The following is a 23,098-nucleotide window of genomic DNA, read 5'->3' on the forward strand; positions in this document are numbered from 1 at the left end:
AGTAAGGTCTCCTGCGCCTTGCAAAATCCACTGTCCAGGACCTCAAGGCCTTGAGAACGCGCGCATTGTAACTCCAATTATGCGGGTGGCAATATTGTTGAACCGGTGGGGTTTTCCTGCATTGCAACCTGATATTGAAAGCAAAATCCGCGGAAAAGAGCAACCCGGTTGCGATCCGTTTGCGTGCATCAGTTGCACCGTCGCCGAACCCGATGGCATCAAGTGTTGCGGTCCCTCGGCGTGAATGCCGGCTAGGCCGGGGCTTGCGTCGGATATGTCCTTTTATCCCACGCGCGGCAAGAGCACCAATTCAGTGCATGATTAATTCGTCTTAAGCTCTTTGCCTAGGCTAAAACGGGGGCGCATCGCTCGAAAATCAATAAAACACCCGATCACAATTCCAAAATAAATTTGTGCGCGAGAGCACTGAAACGTGCGAATTCATTCGATCCGGCACCTAATTATCTCAGTGCCCCCACAGACTCGCGCCATAAAAAAAGCGCGCCCGAAGGCGCGCTTTCCTTTCAGCGATGCTAACGGATTGTCAGGCTGGCAGACCGAGCCCGCGCGGCAGCGGAAACGCGATGTTTTCCTCGATGCCTTCTAGCGCACGCACGTTGCGCACACCCAGTTCACGCAGACGCGCGATCACTGCCTGGGCGAGCACCTCGGGCGCCGACGCACCGGCGGTCACACCGATGCGGCGCTTGCCCTCCACCCAGACCGGATCGATCTGATCGGGCGAATCGACCATGTAGGCCGGTACGCCGAGCTTCTCGGCGAGCTCGCGCAAGCGGTTCGAATTCGAGCTATTCGGACTGCCGACGACGATCACGACGTCGCACTTCGGCGCCATGAACTTCACGGCGTCCTGGCGATTCTGCGTGGCGTAGCAGATGTCCTGCTTCTTCGGCTCACGGATGGACGGATACTTGGCCTTCAGCGCGCCGATGATTTCGGCGGCGTCGTCGACCGACAGCGTGGTTTGGGTGACGAACGCGATCCGCTCGGGATCGGCGAGCTGCAGCGCCTGCACGTCTTCGATGTCCTCGACCAGATGCATGCCCTCGGCCGCTTGACCCATCGTGCCTTCCACTTCCGGGTGGCCCTTGTGGCCGATCATCACGATGTCGAAACCGTCCTGGCGCATCTTGGCAACTTCGATATGTACCTTGGTCACGAGCGGACAGGTCGCGTCGTATACCCGCAGCCCGCGTGACTCTGCCTCCGAACGCACGGCCTTCGACACGCCATGCGCGCTGAAGATCACCGTGTTGCCAGCCGGCACTTCCTCCAGGTTCTCGATGAAGATGGCACCCTTCTTGCGCAGGTCTTCGACCACATAGGCGTTATGGACGATTTCGTGACGCACGTAGATCGGTGAGCCATACAGCTTGATGGCTCGCTCGACGATCTCGATCGCCCGGTCGACGCCGGCGCAGAAACCGCGTGGCTGGGCCAGCAGGATCTCCGCTTCGGCAAGAGTCGTATCCGTGATGCTCATGTTTACAAAATCCCGATGATTTTCACTTCAAACGCCAGCGCCTGGCCGGCAAGCGGGTGATTGAAATCGAACAGGGCCGACGTTTCGCCGACTTCCTTCAGCACGCCGGCGTAGCGCCCGCCGCCCGGCGCGTTGAATTCGACCAGGTCACCCGGGGAAAAATCCTCGCCGATCATGCTGTTCTCCCGCAGCGTGGCGAGGGACACGCGCTGGATCAGATCCGGATTGCGTGGGCCGAACGCCTGACCCGGCGCTAGCTGAAAGGTCGAATGGTGGCCCACCTTCAAACCCAGCAAAATATCTTCCAGCGGCGGCGCCAGTTGACCTGCACCGAGCAGCAACGTGGCCGGCTTGTCGTTGAACGTGTTGATCACTTCGGCGCCATCGGCAAGGGAAAGCCGGTAATGCAGCGTGACGTGTGAACCGGGTTTCACCTCGGAAATATCGATGATGCTCATGCAATGCTCGCTCAGTCGAAGCGCGCTGCACGCGTGCGCCGCGGGCGCAGTCGACGCGTGTGGCAAACCGTCGGGGTGCCGTGCGCAAAGCGTCTATTGTAAGCCACCTAGCGGGCTCCGGCTTGAGTCCGTCGCGCGTTAGGGTGGCACGGCACTCCGGCGCGTTGCGCCGCGTGTGCGCCGTCAACCTTACGCGGAGGACTCTATATATATGGCTGATTTCGCCAGCACAATCGACGAAACACCTGCGGCAAAACTGCGACCGAAGGCGCGCCCACGCGCCACGGGCGGCGCGAAAGCCACCTCCAATCGCTCGGCCAGGACTCCCTCAGATACCGCCGACTCGGCGGTCCGCAGCCGGCGGCAACTGTTCCGGGGCAAATGGCTCCGGCGCGACATGCCGCGCGAGCGACTGATCGACCAGGGCCCCGACGTGCTGTCGGACACCGAAATGATCGCGCTCGTGCTCGGCTCCGGCCTGCCCGGTCACGACGTGTTCAGCGTCGCCCGGACGCTGCTCGATCGTTTCGGCTCACTCCGCGCGATGCTCGACGCGACTTATCAGGATTTCGATGGCATTCGCGGCATTGGCCCGGCAAAAAAGGCGCAATTGCTCGCGATCATGGAAATGGCCCGCCGCTCCCTCGTGGACAAGATGCGCAAGCGCCAGCTGATGAATTCGCCCGAAGCGGTCGAAAGTTATCTGCGCCTTCTGATCGGCGGACAGCCGCAGGAGGTGTTCGTGTCGCTGTTTCTCGACGCGCGGCATCGGCTGATCCGCTGCGAGGAAAGCGCGCGCGGCTCGCTCACGCGGATGGCGGTGTATCCACGGGAGATCGTGCGGCGGGCGCTCGCCGCGAACGCGGCCAGCCTGATCGTTGCGCACAATCATCCGTCCGGCGCCGTCGAGCCGAGCGCGAGCGACTGCCGCCTCACGCAGACACTGCGCGACGCGCTCGCGCTCGTCGATGTGCAGCTGATCGATCATCTGGTGATCGGCGCGGACAGCGTATACTCGTTCGCCCGCGCCGGCTGGCCGGAGCTCGCACGCAAGCCTGCTGGAGCGCGGGAAGCGGAAGGGCCACCGCACGACGCCGTGCCCCGCGTCGCAAATAAGGTTTGATTTTGCGGCTTTTTTTCTGCTAGAATTCCGGTTTGCCTATTTCCAACCCCCTGTTCCGAAGCCATCAAGGCGTTCCGCAAAGGTCAGGCGGCTGTGGTAGCGAAGTGCCTCGATGCAAATTCGGCGCAAGTTCGCACACTCTCAGCGCGGCTCTTTTCGGGAAACTTTCACGGCGTTCGAACTCAGAATTAGCGTATTAGGAGTGCTCTCATGGCACGCGTATGCCAAGTAACTGGGAAAGCGCCGATGAGCGGCAACAACGTTTCCCACGCGAACAACAAGACCAAGCGCCGGTTCCTGCCGAACCTGCAAAGCCGCCGTATCTGGGTGGAAAGCGAAAACCGTTGGGTGCGTCTGCGTATTTCGAACGCCGGCCTGCGCCTGATCGACAAGAACGGTATCGACGCTGTGCTCGCAGACCTGCGCGCACGCGGTGAAGCCTAAGGAGTAAATCATGGCGAAAGGCGCACGCGACAAGATTAAGCTGGAATCGACCGCAGGCACGGGTCACTTCTACACAACCACGAAGAACAAACGCAACATGCCGGAAAAGATGCTGATCAAGAAGTTTGATCCGGTCATCCGCAAGCACGTTGACTACAAGGAAACCAAGATCAAGTAATCTTGGCTCTCCAGCCTGACGAAGGCAAAAACATGAAAAGCCTCGCATCCGTGCGAGGCTTTTTTGTTTTTGGGCGGGCTTCGCGATAGCGCAGCAATGCCCGCGCAAATCGCCCTATTCCGTTCGGCCTGCTTTCGCTAGTGCGTCGTGGCGCGTATCCTTTGTCGTTTTCGCGGCGTGCGGTTCGCACGCCGGCATCGCAAAATGAAAGACGGAGATGTGGGTAATGGAATTCGATGTGGCGATTGTCGGTAGCGGTCTGGCTGGTTTGAGCGTCGCGCTCAACCTCGCGCAGACACGGCGCGTTGCTGTGATCGCCAAGCGATCGCTGACCGAGGGCGCGAGCGACTGGGCGCAAGGCGGTATCGCCGCGGTGCTGGATTCCGCGGACAGCGTCGAAAATCACGTGCGCGACACGCTGATCGCGGGTGGCGGTCTGTGCGACGAGGCTGCGACGCGCTTTATCGTCGAGCATGGGCGCGCCGCGATCGAATGGCTGATCGAACAGGGCGTGCCATTCACGAAAGACGACGCCGCCGAGCTGGGCTTTCATCTGACGCGCGAAGGCGGCCATAGCCATCGCCGGATCATTCACGCGGCCGACGCGACCGGCCATGCGGTCGTCGCCACGCTCAGCGAGCAGGTGCGCCATCATCCGAACATCACGCTGTTCGAAGATCATCACGCGATCGACCTGATTACGTCCGAACGCCTCGGCCTACCCGGCCGCCGCTGCCATGGTCTGTATGCGCTCGATCTGCAAAGCGGCCGCACCGTTACGATCGAAGCGCCGCATACGGTGCTCGCGACCGGCGGCGCGGGCAAGGTGTACCTGTACACGACCAACCCCGACACCGCGACCGGCGACGGCATCGCGATGGCATGGCGCGCCGGCTGTCGCGTGGCGAACATGGAATTCATCCAGTTCCACCCGACGTGCCTGTTTCACCCGTACGCGAAGTCGTTCCTGATTTCGGAAGCAGTGCGCGGCGAAGGCGGCATTCTGAAGCTGCCCGACGGCACACGCTTCATGCCCAATCACGACGAGCGCGCGGAGCTTGCGCCGCGCGATATCGTCGCGCGGGCGATCGACTTTGAGATCAAGAAACGCGGCATCGACTGCGTGTACCTCGACATCAGCCACCAGCCGGCCACGTTCCTGCACGAGCATTTCCCGACGATCCTCGCCCGCTGCCTCGAGTTCGGCATCGACATCACGAAAGAGCCGATTCCGGTGGTGCCGGCCGCGCATTACACGTGCGGCGGCGTCGTCACCGATCTGGCGGGGCGCACTGACCTCGCGGGTCTCTACGCGGTCGGCGAAACGTCCTGCACCGGCCTGCACGGCGCGAACCGGCTGGCCAGCAATTCGCTGCTCGAATGCCTCGTGATCGGCCGCGCCGCTGCCGAGGCGATCGAAGCGGAAGGCTTCGCCGCCGCCGTGCATGCGCCGCTGCCGGCTTGGGACGAAAGCCGCGTGTCCGATCCGGACGAGGAAGTGGTGGTCGCGCACAACTGGGACGAACTGCGCCGGCTGATGTGGAACTACGTCGGCATCGTGCGCACCGACAAACGGCTCGAGCGCGCGAAGCACCGGCTCGCGCTGTTGCGCGACGAAATCCACGAGTACTACGCGAACTTCAAGGTAAGCCGCGATCTGCTGGAGCTGCGCAATCTGGTCGACGTGGCGTCCCTGATCGTGGACGGCGCGCGCTCGCGGCGCGAAAGCCGCGGCCTGCATTTCAGTCGCGACTGGCCGGCCACATTGCCCAAGGCGCTGCCGACGGTGCTCACGCCAAAGTATGTCCGCAGGCCGAATGCCTGATGGCATTGCGCCGGAGCGTACGGTGAAACGGCGCCGCAAATAACAAGGCCATTGCCGGCAAACTCCGGCAATGGCCTTGTTCAGTCGTCGTGGGCGTCGATCGATGCGCTAAGACGCGCGACGCTCAAATGATCCGCATCGAGTAGTCGGTTGCACGCACGTCCTTGGTCAGCGCGCCGATCGACACACGATCCACACCCGTCTCCGCGATCGTACGCACGGTCTCGAAATTAACGCCGCCGGACACCTCGAGCACCGCGCGCCCGGCCGTGATGCGAACCGCGTCGCGCATCATGTCGAACGAGAAGTTGTCGAGCAGAATCGACTCCGCCCGATGCGCGAGCGCGGTTTCCAGTTGTTCGAGCGTTTCGACTTCGATCTGGATGGGCACGCCCGCATTCAACGCGAGAGCCGCGTCCATCGCCGCACCCACTCCGCCGGCCGCCGCAATGTGGTTCTCCTTGATCAGAATGCCGTCGTACAACGCAAGTCGCTGATTGGCACCGCCGCCGACGCGCACCGCGTACTTCTGCGCGAGCCGCAAACCCGGCAGTGTCTTGCGCGTATCGAGAACGCGGGTGCTCGTGTGGGCAATCGCGTCGACATAGCGGCGGGTTGCGCTTGCCACGCCCGACAGCAGTTGCAGGAAATTCATCGCGTTACGCTCGGCGGTCAGCAGCGCGCGTACCGGCCCGCGCAGATCGCAGACCGTCGTATCGGCGCTCATGCGGTCGCCCTCGCGGTAACGCCATTGAACTCCGATGCGCGGATCGACCGCACGCATCACCGCGTCGAACCAAGGCACGCCGCATAGCACCGCTTCCTCGCGCACGATGATGCGCGCGTTGCGAACGTCATCGGCAGGCACGAGGCGGCCGGTCTGATCGCCGCTACCGATATCTTCGGCGAGCGCATCGGCGACGTTGCGCGCGAGCGCAGCGTCGAACGCCTCGCCGTACTGCGCGTGAATCTCGGCGAAAAGCGGCGATGTTGCGTTGGCCCCATCGCGCGCCACTGCCTGCTCAGGCGCCTTCTGCACCACCGTCATTACGCTGCTCCCACGTTCGAATAGAGTTGCGCGTCGCGCGCGAGATCGCCGCTCGCCTGCACGCGCTTCTTGTGACGTGCCGCGAAATCGAGCATACGGTCGATCGGCAGACGCGCCCGCTCACCGATCGCGCGATCGACGAAGATCTCGTTATGGCCGCGCTCGAGCACATCGGCCAGATTCGCGAGGCCGTTCATCGCCATCCACGGGCAATGCGCGCAGCTCTTGCAGGTCGCGCTGTTGCCGGCCGTCGGCGCGGCAATCAGCGTCTTGCCGGGCGCGGCGAGTTGCATCTTGTGCAGGATGCCCAGGTCGGTCGCGACGATGAAGTGCGTCGCGTCGAGCTTCTGCGCAGCGTCGATCAACTGCGTGGTCGAGCCGACGACGTCCGCCAGCGCGACCACGTTGGCCGGCGACTCCGGATGCACGAGCACCTTCGCGTGCGGATATTCGGCGCGCAGCAGATCGAGCTCGATCCCCTTGAATTCGTCGTGCACGAGGCACGAGCCCTGCCACATCAGCATGTCCGCGCCGGTCTTGCCCTGGATGTAGCTACCGAGATGACGGTCCGGTGCCCAGATGATCTTCTCGCCGCGCGCATGCAGATCGGCAACGATCTCCAAGCCGATCGACGACGTTACCATCCAGTCCGCGCGCGCCTTCACGGCCGCGCTCGTGTTCGCGTACACGACCACCGTGCGGTCCGGGTGTGCGTCGCAGAACGCCGAGAACTCGTCGGCCGGACAGCCGAGGTCGAGCGAACAGGTCGCGTCCAGATCCGGCATGAGAATGCGCTTGTCCGGACTGAGAATTTTTGCGGTCTCACCCATGAAGCGCACGCCCGCGACCACCAGCGTCTGCGCTTCGTGATCGCGCCCGAAGCGCGCCATTTCCAGCGAATCGGCCACGCAACCGCCGGTTTCGTCTGCGAGCTCCTGCAATTCGGCGTCGACATAATAATGCGCGACCAGCACCGCTTTCTCGCGCTTGAGCAATTCGCGGATGCGCGCCTTCAGCGCCCGCTTCTCTTCCGCGGACGGCGTCTCGGGCACCTTCGCCCACGCCTGCCCGATCCCGCAGGTCGTGCCCTGCGCCTGAGGCCGATCGAATTCGACGGTCCTGATCGCCTGCTGCTCCATCATCTCCTCTGCCCTCACTTGGCCGCCGCGGCTTGCCACTCGCGCAATGCATTTCCACGGCCCAAAAACGCAAAACCCCGCCAACGCGGGGTTTTGTGACGTCCTGAAATTTTAATAGATTTCAGGCATATCGACGCAGTCGCATCGCGAAGTCTTGCAGCGCCTTGATGCCGCTCTGCTCGGCGCGATGGCACCAGTCCTGCAATTGCGCCAGCAATTGCTCGCGCGACGCGTTGGAGCGCTCCCACATCGCCGCCAGTTCGTTGCGCATATCGATGTAGGTCTTCAGCTTCTGGCTGCTCGCAAAAATCTGCGGCAGCTGGAGCTTCTGCGGCTCATTAAGGCCCGCCTCTTCCTTGTGGAACCAGCTACGCGCACCGCGCATCACCTGATACTTCTCGCGCGCGCCGACTTCCTTCAGATGCGCGAGCTCCTGACGGTACGCGCGCTTGATCGCCTTCGCGTAACGCTCCATCACTTCGTAGCGGTTCGCGAGCACAGCCTGCAGCGTGTCCTGATCGAGCACGAGCTTGCCGGTGGTCAGGCGCGGCGTCGGCGCGATCTTCTTCACCTTGGCCAGACGAAACGCCTGCATGATGCGGATGTACATCCAGCCGATGTCGAACTCGTACCACTTGTTCGACAGCTTCGCGGACGTCGCATACGTGTGGTGATTGTTATGCAGTTCCTCGCCACCGATGATGATGCCCCACGGGAAAATGTTGGTGCTCGCATCCGACGAATTGAAGTTGCGATAGCCCCAGAAGTGCGCAAGACCGTTGACCACGCCCGCGGCCCAGAAAGGAATCCACACCATCTGCACGGCCCAGATGGTCAGACCGACGACGCCGAACAGCGCGACGTTGATCACCATCATCAGGCTCACGCCGAGGATCGGGTATTTCGTGTAGACGTTGCGCTCGAGCCAGTCATTCGGCGTACCGTGACTGAACTTGCGCATCGTTTCTTCGTTTTTCGCTTCGGTGCGATAGAGTTCGGCGCCTTCGAGCAACACCTTCCAGATGCCGCGCGTCTGCGGGCTGTGCGGATCCTCTTCGGTTTCGCACTTCGCGTGATGCTTACGGTGAATCGCCGCCCACTGGCCGGTCAGCATGCCGGTGGTCATCCACAGCCAGAAACGGAAAAAATGGCTGGCGATCGGGTGCAGATCCAGCGCGCGGTGCGCCTGGCAGCGATGCAGATAGACGGTCACGCCGATAATCGTGATGTGCGTCACGATCAGCGTGAACACGACGAGTTGCCACCACGAGAAATGCAGCAGTCCGTGGGCAAGGAAATCAAGCAAAGAATTCAACAAGGTAAGTTACCTGCAGAACGAGAGATACGAAGCACACGCGGCGCGTGTGTCATGAAAGTGAAAGCATACAGCGGGATAGGACGATATTCTACTGGAAGCGTTCCAAGTGTTTGTAACAAATAGGGATTTTTTGTGCGCTATCAAGCCGATAGCGATTGCCTCGGCACTGACGCATCACTTGCGACGGCCAAAAGCTGGCTCTAACGATCGCCGTTGGCGGCCCCGTCGGCGGGCCCGAGCGCTGAACCGGTCGCGGTGTCGGGCACCGCATCGGTCATTGCTGCCGGGTGCGGCATTGCGCCGCCGGCCTGACCGACGATGCGCACCTCACGTTGCGCAAGCGGAATCCTGATGCCGTGCTCGGAAAAGAGACGCCAGATGTTGCGGTTGACCGCCGAGAGCACGCCACGTGTGCCGCTCGCCGCGTCTTCGATCCAGAAGCCCAACTCGAGATTGACGCCATCCGGGCCGAAACCGACCAGAAATGGCGTCGGCGCCGGCTCGCTCAGCACCCGCGGCACGTCGGCCGCGGCCAGGGCGAGCAGCGTCATCGCCTGCTCGACGTTGGATGTGTAGGCGATCTGCACGGGCACCCTCGCGTGGCCACGAGTCAGAAACGACGACTGGTTCTGTACGACGTCGGTGATCAATTTCTCGTTCGGAATCAGCGTTTCGATACCGTCGAGTCCGCGCACGACGGTATAGCGCGTGCGGATCTGCGTGACGCGGCCCTGCAGACCGCCCACGTTGATCGCGTCGCCGATCCGCAACGAGCGGTCGAGCAGGATGATGAAGCCCGACACGTAGTTGCTCGCGATCTTCTGCATGCCGAAGCCGAGCCCGACGCCGAGCGCGCCCCCGAACACACCGAGCACCGTGATGTCGATGCCGACGATCGACAGGCTGATCAGGATCGCCGCGAGCACGAAGGCCGCGCGGCCGACGCGCGCGACCACCACCTTCAGATTCGCGTCGAGCGTCTTCGAGCGCATCAGGCGGTCTTCGAACGACGAGCCGAGCCACATCGCGACGATCATCGTGACCGCGACCCACAGCAGCCCAGTGATCAGCGACAGCAGCGTCATATGCGCATTGCCGACGCGGAAGCTCACGCTGTCCATCCATGCGATCACGGCGTTCTGAATGCCCAACAGCGTGAGCACCATGCCGACCCAAACGACCACCGACACGATTTTCTCGACCAGAAACAGCCACGGATGCTCGCCCCCTTCGCGGTTGAACACCCGCCGCGCGAAGAAGAACACGATGTAGATCAGCCCGATGCCGACGAGCGGCACCAGCGCCAGATCGAGCAGCGCGGTGTCCATGAACTGGCCGGCGATCGCCCGCGCGAGCCACACGAGCGCCGCGCCGATCAGCGGAAAAGCCGCTCGATCCAGACTTTCCATGCCGAAGCGCAGGCTCTCGTAGCGCGGCGCTTGCGACCGCTTGATCCGGCGGCGCAGCGTCCGCGCGAGCAGCCACGCGACGAGCAGCGTCCCGAGCAGGATCGCGACCTGCCACAGCATCACGGGCTGACCGAAGTCGCGCGCGATATCGCTGAACATGTGGGGAAAAGTCGTGTGCATGATGTCGCCGAAATCGCCGGCACGTGCGGATTCATCAGCCAATCCGCGCGCGCCGGCCTGCAGCGGGTTGCCTAGCTCTGGCGCTCCAGCACGGCGGCGAAGAAGCCGTCGGTCGCGTGGCGGTGCGGCCACAGCGACAGGTAGTCGCCCATCTCCAGCTCGATGCGCTGCTCGGCGAGCACGTCGCGCACGGGCACCAGCGCGAAATCAGTGTGGTCGGCGAGGAACTGCTGCACGACCGCCTCGTTTTCCGCGTCGAGAATCGAGCACGTGGCATAGACGAGCCGCCCGCCCTTCTTCACGAGACGCGCCGCGCTCGCGAGAATCGACGCCTGCTTCGGCGCCAGCTCGGCGATCGACTCCGGCGACTGGCGCCACTTCAGATCCGGATTGCGGCGCAGCGTGCCGAGGCCGCTGCACGGCGCATCGACGAGCACGCGGTCGATCTTGCCAGCCAGACGCTTGATCTTCGCGTCGTGTTCGCTGTCGATCAGTACCGGATTCACGTTCGACAGGCCGCTCCTCGCGAGCCGTGGCTTCAGCTTCGCGAGGCGACGCTCGGAGATGTCGAACGCGTAGAGTCGGCCGGTCGAGCGCATCGCCGCGCCGAGCGCCAGCGTCTTGCCGCCCGCGCCCGCGCAGAAATCGACGATCATCTCGCCGCGCCGCGGCGCGACCAGCGAGCACAGCAGCTGGCTGCCCTCGTCCTGCACTTCGAGCCAGCCCTGCTGGAACGCGTCGAGCTTCGTCAACGCCGGCTTGCCGACCACGCGCACGCCGAGCGGCGCGAACGGCGTCGCGCCCGCCTCGATGCCGGCCTTCGACAGCGCGCCCAGCACGTCGTCGCGGCTCGCCTTGATCGGATTCGCGCGCAGATCCAGCGGCGCCGGGTAGTTCAGCGCGGCGGCCAGCTGCGCGAGTTCGGGACCCTCGAAACGCGAGCTCAAAGCCTGGCAGATCCAGTCGGGCAGATTCAGGCGAATCCGCAGCGGCAGGCTTTCCGGATCGATCTTCGACACGTGTTCGAGCCACGTCGCCTCGGCCTCGCTGACGAACGGCTTCAACGCCGAGCGTCCGACCGTTTGCATCAGGCCCAGCAGGGCCATGCGGCGCGCCGGGCTGCCGGTGCCGCTTTCGGCCAGATGCGCGAACTCCATCCGGCGGCGCAGCACCGCGAACACCGCCTCGGCGATCACACCGCGCTCGGCGTGGCCGAGCTTCGGATGCGCGCGGAAGAAGCGGCTCGTGGTGGCGTCCGCGGGGCCGTTCAGCCGCAGTACTTCGGCCAGCAGCGTTTCAGTTTGTCCAATCAGGAAACCATGCAATCTCATGCGCCCTCTCCGGCGGTGTAACCGGCAAAGAGCCATTGCGGCTCCGACGGCGTAAGCGTGACGCGCGAGCCGTCCAGAGCGAGACGCCCTTCGACGAACCAGCGCACCGCGCGTGGATAAATGATGTGCTCGGTGGCGAGCACGCGTGCGGCGAGCGTCTGAGCGGTGTCGCCCGCCTCGACAGGCACCGCCGACTGCACGACGATCGGCCCGTGATCCAGCTTTGATGTGACAAAATGCACCGACGCACCGTGGAACCGCACGCCGGCGTCGAGCGCCTGCTGGTGTGTCTTCAGGCCGGGAAAGCTCGGCAGCAGCGACGGGTGCACGTTCAGCATGCGCCCGGCGTAATGGTCGACGAAGCGCTCGGTCAGCACCCGCATGAAGCCCGCGAGCACGACGAGGTCCGGCGCGATAGCGTCGATCTGCTCGGCCAGCGCCGCGTCGAAGCTGTCGCGATCCGGAAACTGGCGGTGGTCGACCACCGCCGTGGCGATACCATGCGACGCCGCAAACGCGAGCCCCGCGGCATCGGGACGGTTGGCAATCACGGCGGCGACCCGCGCCGGCCAGCCTTCGCTCGCGCAAGCGCGCACGATGGCTTCCATGTTGCTACCCCGCCCGGAAATCAGGATGACGAGTTTTTTCATGCGCGGATTTTATCATTCGGCAATCGCCCGACCGCGACCGCGCAGCCGTCTATTGCGCCAAGCGTTTATAATCGATTGTTTTGCGGCACCCTGCCCGCGTCCCTATTGCAATCGCAGCAACCGCTGCAACCCGCTATCGTGAGAGTCTTCCGCGGTCTTCCCAATGCCGAGAGCCGCGCGCCGTGCGCGCTGACCATCGGCAACTTCGACGGTGTCCACCGCGGCCACCAGGCTCTGCTCGCGCACGTGCGCGCGGCCGCCAACGCGCGCGGCCTGCCCGTCTGCGTGATGACCTTCGAGCCGCACCCGCGCGAGTTCTTCAACCCGGCCGGCGCGCCGCCGCGCATCGCGATGCTGCGCGACAAGCTCGAGGCGCTGCGCACCAACGGAGTCGACCGGGTCGTCGTCGAGCACTTCAATCACACGTTCGCGAGCCAGTCGCCAGATGCGTTCGTCGAGCGGATCATCGTCAACGGCTTGCACGCGCGCTGGATCATGATCGGCGACGACTTTCGCTACGGCGCGAAGCGGGCCGGCGATTTTGCGTCGCTGCGCGAGGCCGGCAAGCATTACGGCTTCGAGGTCGAACAGATGGCGACGGTCGCCGATCCGTCGGGCGCGCGCATCTCGAGCTCGGGCGTGCGCGCGGCGCTGGTCGCGGGCGACCTCGACTCGGCGCGCGCCGCGCTCGGCCGCGACTATCTGATCAGCGGCCACGTTACCCATGGCATGAAGCTCGGCCGCGATCTCGGTTTTCCGACGCTCAATCTGCCGATCACGCACAAGCGTCCGGCTCTGGCCGGCATCTTCGTCGTACAGGTGCACGGCATCGCCGAGCACCCGCTGCCGGGCGTCGCGAGCCTCGGCCTGCGCCCCACCGTCGACGATTCCGGCCGCGTGCTGCTGGAAGTGCACCTGCTCGATTGGCACGGCGACGCGTATGGCAAACTCGTGCGCGTCGAATTTCTGAAGAAGCTGCGCGACGAGGAGAAGTTCGTCGACCTCGAAACGCTGACCGCCGCGATCGCGCGCGACGTCGCCAATGCGCGCGCATGGTTCGCCGCGGTCGGTGCCGGCACGCCGGGCAGCCGTTCCACCGGTTTCGCCACCTCGGCCACCGACCGAATTAGATAACCGCCGCGGTTCGGGCCGGCGCGCCGCGCCGCACGAACCGTCGCCGCGCATCGAAGGGCATCCGGGTTTCACGCGGAGCCGCCTGCCGGGCGCGCCCCGCTCCTCGCGCAGCGCGCAATCCGCGCGCCGCTACGCATAGAAACGAATTCACCGCCACCCACATCATGAGCAACAAGAAAGCCGATTCGAAACCGCAGTCCCGCTACCCGGTCAACCTGCTCGACACGCCGTTTCCGATGCGCGGCGACCTGCCCAAGCGCGAGCCGCAATGGGTCAAGGACTGGCAGGAACGCAAGGTGTACGACAAGATCCGCGCCGCCTCCAAGGGCCGCACGAAGTTCATCCTGCACGACGGGCCGCCGTATGCGAACGGCGACATCCACCTCGGCCACGCGGTGAACAAGATCCTGAAGGACATGATCGTCAAGGCGCGCAATCTGGCGGGCTTCGACGCGGTCTACGTGCCGGGCTGGGACTGCCACGGCATGCCGATCGAAATCCAGATCGAAAAGCAGTTCGGCAAGTCGCTGCCGGCCGCCGAAGTGATGCAGAAGGCGCGCGCCTACGCGACCGAGCAGATCGAGAAGCAGAAGGCCGGCTTCCGCCGCCTGGGCGTGCTCGGCGACTGGGACAATCCGTACAAGACGATGAACTTCGCGAACGAAGCCGGCGAAATCCGCGCGCTCGCGAAAATCATGGAAAAGGGCTACGTGTTCCGCGGCCTGAAGCCGGTCAACTGGTGTTTCGACTGCGGCTCGGCGCTCGCTGAAGCGGAAGTCGAATACAAGGACAAGACCGATCCGACCATCGACGTGCTATTCAGCTTCGCCGAACCGGAGAAGACCGCCCAGGCGTTCGGCCTTGCCGCGCTGCCGCGCAACGAAGGCGGCATCGTGATCTGGACCACCACGCCGTGGACCATTCCCGCCAACCAGGCGCTGAACCTGCACCCGGAAATCGTCTACGCGCTCGTCGACACGCCGCGCGGCCTGCTGATCCTCGCCGAGGAACGCGTCGAGGCCTGCCTGAAGCTGTACGGCCTCGAAGGCACGGTCGTCGCGACGACGCCGGGCGAAAAGCTCGTGAACCTGCGCTTCAACCATCCGCTCGCGTCCGCGCATCCGGGCTACAAGCGCACCGCGCCGGTCTATCTCGGCGACTACGTGACGACCGAAACCGGCACCGGCATCGTGCACTCGTCGCCCGCGTACGGCGTGGAAGACTTCGTGTCTTGCAAGTCGCACGGCATGGCCGACTCGGACATCATCAACCCGGTGATGGGCGACGGCCGCTACATCGAATCGCTCGCACTGTTCGGCGGCCTGTCGATCTGGGCGGCGAATCCGCAGATCGTCGAGGCGCTGCAAGGCGCCGGCGCGCTGCTGCGCACCGAAAAGTACACGCACAGCTACATGCACTGCTGGCGCCACAAGACGCCGATCATCTACCGCGCCACTTCGCAGTGGTTCGCCGGCATGGACGTGAAGCCGAACGACGGCGACAAGACGCTGCGCGAGACCGCGCTCGAAGGCATCGAGAACACGGCGTTCTATCCGTCGTGGGGCAAGCAACGCCTCTTCAGCATGATCGCGAACCGCCCGGACTGGACGCTGTCGCGCCAGCGCCAGTGGGGCGTGCCGATGGCATTCTTCGTGCACAAGGAAACCGGCGAGCTGCATCCGCGCACGCTGGAGTTGCTCGAACAGGTCGCGCAGCGTGTCGAGAGGGAAGGCATCGAGGCATGGCAGACGCTCGATCCGCGTGAGCTGATCGGCGACGACGCCAACCTGTACGAAAAGAACCGCGACACGCTCGACGTGTGGTTCGACTCGGGCACCACGCACTGGCACGTGCTGCGCGGCTCGCACAAGGACGAGCTGCAGTTCCCGGCCGACCTGTACCTCGAAGGCTCGGACCAGCATCGCGGCTGGTTCCATTCGTCGCTGTTGACCGCCTCGATGCTCGATGGCCGCCCGCCCTACAACGCGCTGCTCACCCACGGCTTCACCGTCGACGGCGAAGGCCGCAAGATGAGCAAGTCGCTCGGCAACGGCATCGATCCGCATGAAGTGGCGAACCGCCTCGGCGCGGAAATCATCCGCCTGTGGATCGCGTCGACCGACTACTCGGGCGAACTTGCGATCTCCGAGGAAATCCTGAAGCGCGTGACGGAAGGCTATCGTCGTATCCGCAATACGCTGCGCTTCCTGCTCGCGAACCTGTCGGACTTCGACTTCGCGCAGCACGCACGTCCCGTCGAAGACTGGCTCGAGATCGACCGTTACGCGGTGGCGCTGTCGGCGAATCTGCAGAACGACATCCTCGCGCACTACGAGAAGTACGAGTTCCACCCGGTCGTCGCCAAGCTGCAGACGTTCTGCTCGGAAGACCTGGGCGGCTTCTACCTCGACGTGCTGAAGGACCGCCTGTACACGACCGCGGCGGATTCGGTCGCGCGCCGCTCGGCGCAGACCGCGCTCTATCACATCGCACACGGCCTGCTGCGCGTGATGGCGCCGTTCCTGTCGTTTACCGCGGAAGAAGCGTGGAAGGTGTTCCAGCCGGACAGCGAAACGATCTTCACCGAGACTTACCACGCGTACCCGGCCGTGCCGGACGCGGGCGCGCTGCTCGACAAGTGGACCCTGCTGCGCGCGGTCCGCGGCGACGTGACCAAGGCGCTTGAAGAGGCGCGGGTCGCGAACCTGATCGGCTCGTCGCTGCAGGCGGAAGTCGAAATCCGCGCGAGCGGCGCGCGTTACGACGCGCTCGCGAGCCTCGGCGACGACCTGAAGTTCGTACTGATCACGTCGGCGGCAACCGTCGTCAAGGTCGATAGCGAAGCGGACGAAGGTGTCGAAGTGATCGCCTCGAAGTACCTGAAGTGCGAACGCTGCTGGCACTATCGCGCGGACGTCGGCGCGAATGCCGAGCATCCGTCGCTGTGCGGCCGCTGCTTCAGCAATCTGTTCGGCAGTGGCGAAACGAGGAGCGCGGCATAATGGCGAGAACCATGTCGAAAACGTCCACCGCGAGCGGCTCGCTCGCACCCTGGCTCGGCATCGCGCTGATCGTCATCCTGTTCGACCAGCTGACGAAAATCGCGGTGCGCAAAGTGTTCGCCTACGGTGTGCCGCACGAAGTTACGCCGTTCTTCAACCTGATTCTCGTGTTCAACCGCGGCGCCGCGTTCAGCTTCCTCGCGATGGCGGGTGGCTGGCAGCGCTGGGCGTTCACCGCGCTCGGCGTGGTCGCGGCGCTCGTGATCTGCTACCTGCTCAAGCGGCATAGCGGGCAGAAAATGTTCTGCACGGCGCTCGCGCTGATTCTCGGCGGCGCGCTCGGCAATGTGATCGACCGGCTCGCGTACGGCCACGTGATCGACTTCCTCGACTTCCACGTGGGCGGCTGGCACTGGCCGGCGTTCAATCTCGCCGACAGCGCGATCACGATCGGTGCGATCCTGCTCGTGATCGACGAGCTGCGGCGGGTACGCGGCACACGCTAACGTCGCCGACGTGAGGCACGGCCGCGGTTGCGAGAGCCGCGCCTCACGTCCGGTTTGAAACGCGCGGCGACGGCGACGGGCAACGCCCTCGCGCCGCCTCGCGATCACGCTTTGTCGGAGGCTTTCGTTGGCAACCGCTGAACTCGCAGGCAAACACCTCGTCCTCGGCATGACGGGCGGCATCGCCTGCTACAAGATCGCCGAACTCACGCGTCTGCTGACCAAGGCAGGCGCGACCGTGCAGGTCGTCATGACCGATGCGGCCACGCAGTTCATCACCCCCATCACGATGCAGGCGCTGTCGGGCCGGCCGGTCTACACGAGCCAGTGGGACGCTCGCGTGCCGAACAACATGGCGCACATTGATCTGTCGCGCGAAGCCGATGCGATCGTGATCGCGCCGGCGTCGACCGACTTCCTCGCCAAGCTCGCGCACGGCATGGCCGACGATCTGCTGTCGACTCTGTGCATCGCGCGCGACTGCCCGCTGCTCGTGGTGCCGGCGATGAACCGGCAGATGTGGCAAAACCCGGCCACGCAACGCAACGTCGCGCAATTGCGCGCGGACGGCGTCGAAGTGCTCGGCCCCGATTCGGGCCCGCAGGCCTGCGGCGAGATCGGCGATGGCCGCATGCTCGAAGCGGCCGCGACCTACGAGGCGATCGCGTCGTTCTTCGCGCCGAAGATCTTGTCCGGCCGCCGTGTGCTCTTGACCGCCGGCCCGACCTTCGAACCGCTCGACCCGGTGCGCGGCATCACCAATCGCTCGAGCGGCAAGATGGGCTTCGCGCTCGCGCGCGCCGCGCAGCAGGCCGGCGCCGACGTGCATCTGGTGGCTGGTCCGGTCGCACTGGAAACGCCGTGGGGCGTATTGCGCGAGGACGTGCAGACCGCGCAGCAGATGCACGACGCGGTGATGCGCGCGGTCGCCCAAGCGGACATCTTTATCGGTGTCGCGGCGGTGGCCGACTGGCGGGTCGACCACGTCAGCGATCAGAAGATCAAGAAGACCGCCGAGCGCACGCTGCCGAGCTTTTCATTCGTCGAAAATCCGGACATCCTCGCGGCGGTCGCCCGGCTGCCGAAGCCGCCGTTCGCGGTCGGCTTCGCCGCCGAAAGCGACAATCTCGAAGTCCACGGCGAGGAAAAGCGCGCGCGCAAGAACGTGCCGCTGCTGATCGGCAATTTGGGGCCGCAAACGTTCGGGCTCGACGACAATGAAGTGATTCTGTTCGAAGCAGGCCGCGCGACGAAGCTGCCACGCGCCGACAAGCAGACGCTGGCGCGCGCGCTGATCGCGGAAATCGCGAAGCGTATGCCGGCCGGCATCAGTCCGGTTGGCTGAACGAGCGAGCGGCATTGGGCCCGTGTGGCCCAGCTGCCTTTGCCCGGCTAGCCGACCGGAACCATCTGGAGCACTACTGCCATGACGCTACTCTCCGTGCTCGATCAAACACCGGTGATCGCCGGCCATTCGGTGGCGGACGCGATCGCCGCGACCATCGAACTCGCGCAGCTCGCCGACGACCTCGGCTACACGCGCTACTGGTGCGCCGAGCACCACGGCCTGCGCGGCGTGTCGAACCCATGCCCTGAAGTGATGCTGGCGCGCCTCGGCAGCGTGACCAAACGCATCCGCATCGGCTCGGGTGGCATCATGCTGCCGTACTACAGCCCGTTCAAAGTCGCCGAGCAGTTCATGATGCTCGAGGCGCTATTTCCGAACCGCGTCGATCTCGGCGTCGGACGCGCGCCGGGCGGCGACATGCGCACCGCGCAGGCGGTCGCGGCCGGCGCTTACAATCGCGGCGAGATTTTTCCGCAGCAGGTCGCCGAGCTGCTCGGCCTCATGCACGGCGCGCTGCCCGACGATCATCTCGCGCAGGGTGTGCTGCTGCAGCCGCAAATCGATACGCGCCCGCAACTGTGGGTGCTCGGCTCGAGCGAATTCGGCGGTCTGCTCGCGGCGCAGCTCGGCATCCGCTTCTCGTTCGCGCATTTCATCAACGCGCATTTCGGCAAGCAAGTCGCGCTGGCGTATCGCGAGCGCTTCCAGCCTGGCAACGAGGCGTCGCAGCCGTATCTGGCGGCCGCGGTCTTCGTGATCTGCGCGGATACCGAGCAGGAAGCCGCGGACCTCGAAAAAGCCGTCGATCTACGTCGCGTGCAGATGGCGTATGGTCTGAACGAACCGATTCCGTCGATCGAGCAAGGCATCGCGCAGGAATATGGCGAGCGCGAACAGCTCGTGATCGATCGCGAAAAACCACGCAGCATCATCGGCACGCCTGAGCGCGTGACCGAGCGGCTTACGGATTTGCGGCAGCAGTTCCAGGCCGACGAGCTGATGGTGCTGACCGTCGCGGGCAGCTATCGCGCGCGCTTGCGCTCCTACGAACTGCTCGCTGATGCATTTCAGCTCGGCTCGAACCAGGCGGCTTGATCGCGGAGGTTTTGCCAGTCAGCCGTGCGCCCCTCCACCAAACCCACCCCCACTATCGAACCTGAATGAAACTCGACCTGAAGATTCTCGATCAGCGCATGCGCGAACAGCTCCCCGCTTACGCGACGACCGGTAGCGCCGGCCTCGATCTGCGCGCCTGCCTCGACGAACCGCTGACGCTGAAACCCGGCGAAACCGCGCTGGTGCCGACCGGACTCGCGATTCACGTCGGCGACCCCGGCTATGCGGCGCTGATTCTGCCGCGCTCGGGTCTGGGTCACAAGCATGGGATCGTGCTCGGCAATCTGGTCGGCCTGATCGATTCCGACTACCAGGGCCAACTGATGATTTCGACGTGGAATCGCGGCGAGACGACGTTCGTGCTGAACCCGATGGAACGCCTCGCGCAACTGGTGATCGTGCCGGTCGTGCAGGCCAGGTTCAACATCGTCGATGACTTCGAGGAAAGCGCGCGCGGCGCGGGCGGGTTTGGCAGCACCGGCAAGCATTGATTGATTGCTGCGCCGCGGCGGCTGCGGCGTTCAGCGCGCGCCGCGAGCAGAAGATCAGAGCATAAAAACGGCGCGGGATAAAACCCGCGCCGTTCTGTTTTTGGCGTCTGGCCAGCTTAAGACAACGCCGGCCTGACTGACATCACTCGACTTCCACCGCCTCAGGATTCGGATTACGCGGCGCCGGATGCTCGTCGAAGGTCAACTGCACCTTGTCGTCCGCATCGACGTCGACCGTCACGCGGCCGCCGTTCATCAGCTTGCCGAACAGCAGTTCGTCGGCGAGCGCGCGACGGATCGTGTCCTGGATCAGGCGCTGCATGGGCCGCGCGCCCATCAACGGATCGAAACCGTGCTTCGCCAGATGCTTGCGCAGCGCATCGGTGAACAGCGCATCGACCTTCTTCTCGTGCAGCTGATCTTCCAGCTGCATCAGGAACTTGTCGACCACGCGCATGATGATTTCCTCATCGAGCGCACGGAAGCTGATCGTCGCGTCCAGACGGTTGCGGAACTCCGGCGTGAACATGCGCTTGATGTCGACCATCTCGTCGCCCGCCTCGCGGCGATTCGTGAAGCCGATCACTGCCTTGCCCATCGCCTCGGCGCCCGCGTTCGTCGTCATGATGATGATGACGTTGCGGAAGTCCGCCTTGCGGCCGTTGTTGTCCGTCAGCGTGCCGTGGTCCATCACCTGCAGCAGCACGTTGAAGATATCCGGGTGCGCCTTCTCGATTTCGTCGAGCAGCAGCACGCAGTGCGGCTTCTTCGTGATCGCCTCGGTCAGCAGGCCGCCCTGGTCGAAACCGACGTAGCCCGGCGGCGCGCCGATCAGCCGGCTCACCGCGTGACGCTCCATGTACTCCGACATGTCGAAGCGAATCAGCTCGATGCCGAGCGTGAACGCGAGCTGCTTCGCGACCTCGGTCTTGCCGACACCGGTCGGACCGGAGAACAGGAACGCGCCGATCGGCTTGTCGAGCTTGCCGAGGCCCGCTCGCGCCATCTTGATCGCCGCCGACAGCGCGTCGATGGCCGGGTCCTGGCCGAACACGACGCTCTTCAGGTCGCGGTCGAGCGTCTGCAGCTTGCTGCGATCGTCCTGCGACACGCTTTGCGCCGGCACGCGCGCGATCTTCGAGATGATTTCCTCGATCTCATTCTTGCCGATGGTCTTCTTCTGCTTCGACTTCGGCAGAATGCGCTGCGCCGCGCCCGCTTCGTCGATCACGTCGATCGCCTTGTCCGGCAAATGACGATCGGTGATGAAGCGCGCCGACAGCTCAGCCGCCGCCGACAGCGCACCCGACGAATACTTGACGCCGTGGTGCTCCTCGAAACGCGACTTCAGCCCGCGCAGGATCGCCACCGTCTGCTCGACGGTGGGCTCGGTCACGTCGACCTTCTGGAAACGACGCGACAGCGCCGCGTCCTTTTCGAAGATGCCGCGATATTCGGTGAAGGTGGTCGCGCCGATGCACTTCAGCGTGCCCGACGAGAGCGCCGGCTTCAGCAGGTTCGACGCATCCAGCGTGCCGCCGGACGCGGCGCCCGCGCCGATCAGCGTATGAATTTCGTCGATGAACAGAATCGCGTGCGGACGCTCCTTCAGTTCCTTCAGCACCGTCTTCAGACGCTGCTCGAAGTCGCCGCGGTACTTGGTGCCAGCGAGCAACGCGCCCATGTCGAGCGAATACACCTGGGCATCCGCGAGGATATCCGGCACTTCGCCGCGCGTGATGCGCCATGCGAGCCCTTCGGCGATCGCGGTCTTGCCGACACCGGCCTCACCGACCAGCAGCGGATTGTTCTTGCGCCGGCGGCACAGCACCTGCACCACACGCTCGACTTCCGACTCGCGCCCGATCAGCGGATCGATGCGGCCGTCCTTCGCCATCTGGTTCAGGTTCTGCGTGAACTGGGCGAGCGGCGTTTCCTTCTGCGCGGCGGCTTCGTCGGACTCGGCATTCGCGTCGCTCGCTTTCGCGGCGTCCGAACTGCTCGTCTTGGCGATGCCGTGCGAGATGAAATTGACCACGTCGAGACGCGTGACGCCCTGCTGCTGCAGGTAGTACACCGCGTGCGAATCCTTCTCGCCGAAGATCGCGACCAGCACGTTCGCGCCGGTCACTTCCTTCTTGCCGTTCGAGGTGGACTGCACATGCATGATCGCGCGCTGGATCACACGCTGGAAACCGAGCGTGGGCTGCGTGTCGACGTCGTCCGTGCCCGGCACGGTCGGCGTGTTGTCATGAATGAAGTTGCGCAGGTTCTGACGCAGATCCTCGATATTGGCCGCGCATGCGCGCAGTACCTCTGCCGCCGTCGGGTTATCCAACAGCGCGAGCAAAAGATGTTCGACCGTTATGAACTCGTGCCGTGCCTGGCGCGCTTCCATGAACGCCATATGCAGGCTGACTTCCAGTTCCTGGGCAATCATGCTTCCTCCATCACACACTGCAGCGGATGCCCGGCCTGCCGTGCGTGGGTAACGACTTGCTCGACTTTGGTCGACGCGATGTCCCGCGTATAGACCCCACAAACTCCCCTGCCCTCGCGATGCACCTTCAACATGACCTGTGTTGCGGTTTCACGATCCTTATTGAAATATTCCTGCACGATCATCACGACAAATTCCATCGGCGTGAAGTCGTCATTCAGCAGCACCACCTTGTACATGGACGGCGGCTTGAGTTTCTGCTCCTGCCGTTCCAGTACGGTGCCGTCCTGCTTGTCCGGGATAATCGCCATACACCCATTCTAAACAACTAGGACAGGCCCGCAATCCTGTCAAAACCCGGCCGCCCGGCCGATGAGCCCGTTCGCTGCCGCCCGGCGGTCACGACTCTGTCATGATCGGCCCGGCCTCTCGCGTGTTCGACGGGCCGATTGCG

20 protein-coding genes are annotated in these 23,098 nt (G+C 64.2%); 10 read left to right on the forward strand and 10 right to left on the reverse strand.

The features are described 5' to 3' along the window. Positions 1-544: 544 nt before the first annotated feature. Positions 545-1,504, reverse strand: coding sequence for a 4-hydroxy-3-methylbut-2-enyl diphosphate reductase (gene ispH, locus AB4Y34_RS07920; protein ID WP_176385394.1), 960 nt, complete (start codon positions 1,502-1,504; stop codon positions 545-547). A 2-nt stretch (positions 1,505-1,506) separates the two neighbouring features. After that, positions 1,507-1,962 (reverse strand): peptidylprolyl isomerase, encoded by a 456-nt coding sequence (locus AB4Y34_RS07925; protein WP_062128641.1) that lies wholly within the window; start codon positions 1,960-1,962, stop codon positions 1,507-1,509. 211 nt (positions 1,963-2,173) lie between these two features. Between AB4Y34_RS07925 and radC the strand changes: the two genes are divergently transcribed. The 4 genes from radC to nadB all read left to right on the forward strand — a co-directional run bounded on the left by radC (position 2,174) and on the right by nadB (position 5,532). Then, a complete protein-coding gene (radC, locus tag AB4Y34_RS07930; RefSeq protein ID WP_368715719.1) occupies positions 2,174-3,085 on the forward strand; it encodes a DNA repair protein RadC in 912 nt (303 codons plus the stop codon). A gap of 210 nt (positions 3,086-3,295) precedes the next feature. Then, positions 3,296-3,529, forward strand: coding sequence for a 50S ribosomal protein L28 (gene rpmB / locus AB4Y34_RS07935; protein ID WP_006050117.1), 234 nt, complete (start codon positions 3,296-3,298; stop codon positions 3,527-3,529). A 10-nt stretch (positions 3,530-3,539) separates the two neighbouring features. Next, the gene (gene rpmG, locus AB4Y34_RS07940; RefSeq protein ID WP_008919555.1) at positions 3,540-3,707 is read left to right on the forward strand and encodes a 50S ribosomal protein L33; all 168 of its coding nucleotides are present in this window, start codon (positions 3,540-3,542) and stop codon (positions 3,705-3,707) included. A gap of 226 nt (positions 3,708-3,933) precedes the next feature. After that, on the forward strand, positions 3,934-5,532 hold the full coding sequence (nadB, locus tag AB4Y34_RS07945) for an L-aspartate oxidase (RefSeq protein WP_368715720.1): 1,599 nt from the start codon (positions 3,934-3,936) through the stop codon (positions 5,530-5,532). Between the two features lie 124 nt (positions 5,533-5,656). Here nadB and nadC read toward each other — a convergent pair whose 3' ends face one another. The 6 genes from nadC to purN all read right to left on the reverse strand — a co-directional run bounded on the left by nadC (position 5,657) and on the right by purN (position 12,607). Continuing rightward, on the reverse strand, positions 5,657-6,580 hold the full coding sequence (gene nadC / locus AB4Y34_RS07950; protein WP_176385388.1) for a carboxylating nicotinate-nucleotide diphosphorylase: 924 nt from the start codon (positions 6,578-6,580) through the stop codon (positions 5,657-5,659). Further along, positions 6,580-7,719: a quinolinate synthase NadA gene (gene nadA, locus AB4Y34_RS07955; protein ID WP_176110268.1), complete on the reverse strand. Its 1,140-nt coding sequence runs from the start codon at positions 7,717-7,719 to the stop codon at positions 6,580-6,582. Before nadA ends, nadC begins: the two co-directional genes overlap by 1 nt. A gap of 121 nt (positions 7,720-7,840) precedes the next feature. Next, positions 7,841-9,037 carry a fatty acid desaturase gene (locus AB4Y34_RS07960; RefSeq protein ID WP_368715721.1) on the reverse strand — a complete coding sequence of 399 codons (1,197 nt, stop codon included), beginning with the start codon at positions 9,035-9,037 and terminating at the stop codon, positions 7,841-7,843. 200 nt (positions 9,038-9,237) lie between these two features. Continuing rightward, complete coding sequence (locus AB4Y34_RS07965) at positions 9,238-10,629, reverse strand: mechanosensitive ion channel family protein (protein WP_368715840.1); 1,392 nt, start codon at positions 10,627-10,629, stop codon at positions 9,238-9,240. A 68-nt stretch (positions 10,630-10,697) separates the two neighbouring features. Beyond that, positions 10,698-11,957 carry an RsmB/NOP family class I SAM-dependent RNA methyltransferase gene (locus AB4Y34_RS07970; protein WP_176385384.1) on the reverse strand — a complete coding sequence of 420 codons (1,260 nt, stop codon included), beginning with the start codon at positions 11,955-11,957 and terminating at the stop codon, positions 10,698-10,700. Beyond that, a complete protein-coding gene (gene purN / locus AB4Y34_RS07975; RefSeq protein ID WP_176121674.1) occupies positions 11,954-12,607 on the reverse strand; it encodes a phosphoribosylglycinamide formyltransferase in 654 nt (217 codons plus the stop codon). Before purN ends, AB4Y34_RS07970 begins: the two co-directional genes overlap by 4 nt. Before the next feature lie 138 nt (positions 12,608-12,745). Between purN and AB4Y34_RS07980 the strand changes: the two genes are divergently transcribed. From AB4Y34_RS07980 to dut, 6 genes are all read left to right on the forward strand, one after another. After that, positions 12,746-13,741 (forward strand): bifunctional riboflavin kinase/FAD synthetase, encoded by a 996-nt coding sequence (locus tag AB4Y34_RS07980; protein WP_176385382.1) that lies wholly within the window; start codon positions 12,746-12,748, stop codon positions 13,739-13,741. A 164-nt stretch (positions 13,742-13,905) separates the two neighbouring features. After that, a complete protein-coding gene (ileS, locus tag AB4Y34_RS07985; protein WP_368715722.1) occupies positions 13,906-16,743 on the forward strand; it encodes an isoleucine--tRNA ligase in 2,838 nt (945 codons plus the stop codon). Continuing rightward, the gene (lspA, locus tag AB4Y34_RS07990; protein WP_013090301.1) at positions 16,743-17,249 is read left to right on the forward strand and encodes a signal peptidase II; all 507 of its coding nucleotides are present in this window, start codon (positions 16,743-16,745) and stop codon (positions 17,247-17,249) included. The genes ileS and lspA overlap by 1 nt, the downstream gene beginning before the upstream one ends. Before the next feature lie 127 nt (positions 17,250-17,376). Next, positions 17,377-18,594, forward strand: coding sequence for a bifunctional phosphopantothenoylcysteine decarboxylase/phosphopantothenate--cysteine ligase CoaBC (coaBC, locus tag AB4Y34_RS07995; RefSeq protein ID WP_368715723.1), 1,218 nt, complete (start codon positions 17,377-17,379; stop codon positions 18,592-18,594). Positions 18,595-18,675: 81 nt separating this feature from the next. After that, on the forward strand, positions 18,676-19,692 hold the full coding sequence (locus tag AB4Y34_RS08000; RefSeq protein ID WP_368715724.1) for an LLM class flavin-dependent oxidoreductase: 1,017 nt from the start codon (positions 18,676-18,678) through the stop codon (positions 19,690-19,692). Positions 19,693-19,757: 65 nt separating this feature from the next. After that, positions 19,758-20,204 (forward strand): dUTP diphosphatase, encoded by a 447-nt coding sequence (dut, locus tag AB4Y34_RS08005; protein ID WP_176385376.1) that lies wholly within the window; start codon positions 19,758-19,760, stop codon positions 20,202-20,204. Positions 20,205-20,346: 142 nt separating this feature from the next. Here the strand turns inward: dut and clpA are convergent, their stop codons facing one another. Together clpA and clpS are read right to left on the reverse strand one after the other, a co-directional pair. Continuing rightward, complete coding sequence (clpA, locus tag AB4Y34_RS08010; protein ID WP_176105239.1) at positions 20,347-22,644, reverse strand: ATP-dependent Clp protease ATP-binding subunit ClpA; 2,298 nt, start codon at positions 22,642-22,644, stop codon at positions 20,347-20,349. Further along, positions 22,641-22,955, reverse strand: a complete 315-nt coding sequence (clpS, locus tag AB4Y34_RS08015) for an ATP-dependent Clp protease adapter ClpS (RefSeq protein ID WP_008919570.1) — start codon at positions 22,953-22,955, stop codon at positions 22,641-22,643. Before clpS ends, clpA begins: the two co-directional genes overlap by 4 nt. Positions 22,956-23,098 lie beyond the last annotated feature (143 nt).

The sequence above is a fragment of the Paraburkholderia sp. BR10954 genome (assembly GCF_040965775.1).
GTDB lineage: Bacteria > Pseudomonadota > Gammaproteobacteria > Burkholderiales > Burkholderiaceae > Paraburkholderia > Paraburkholderia youngii.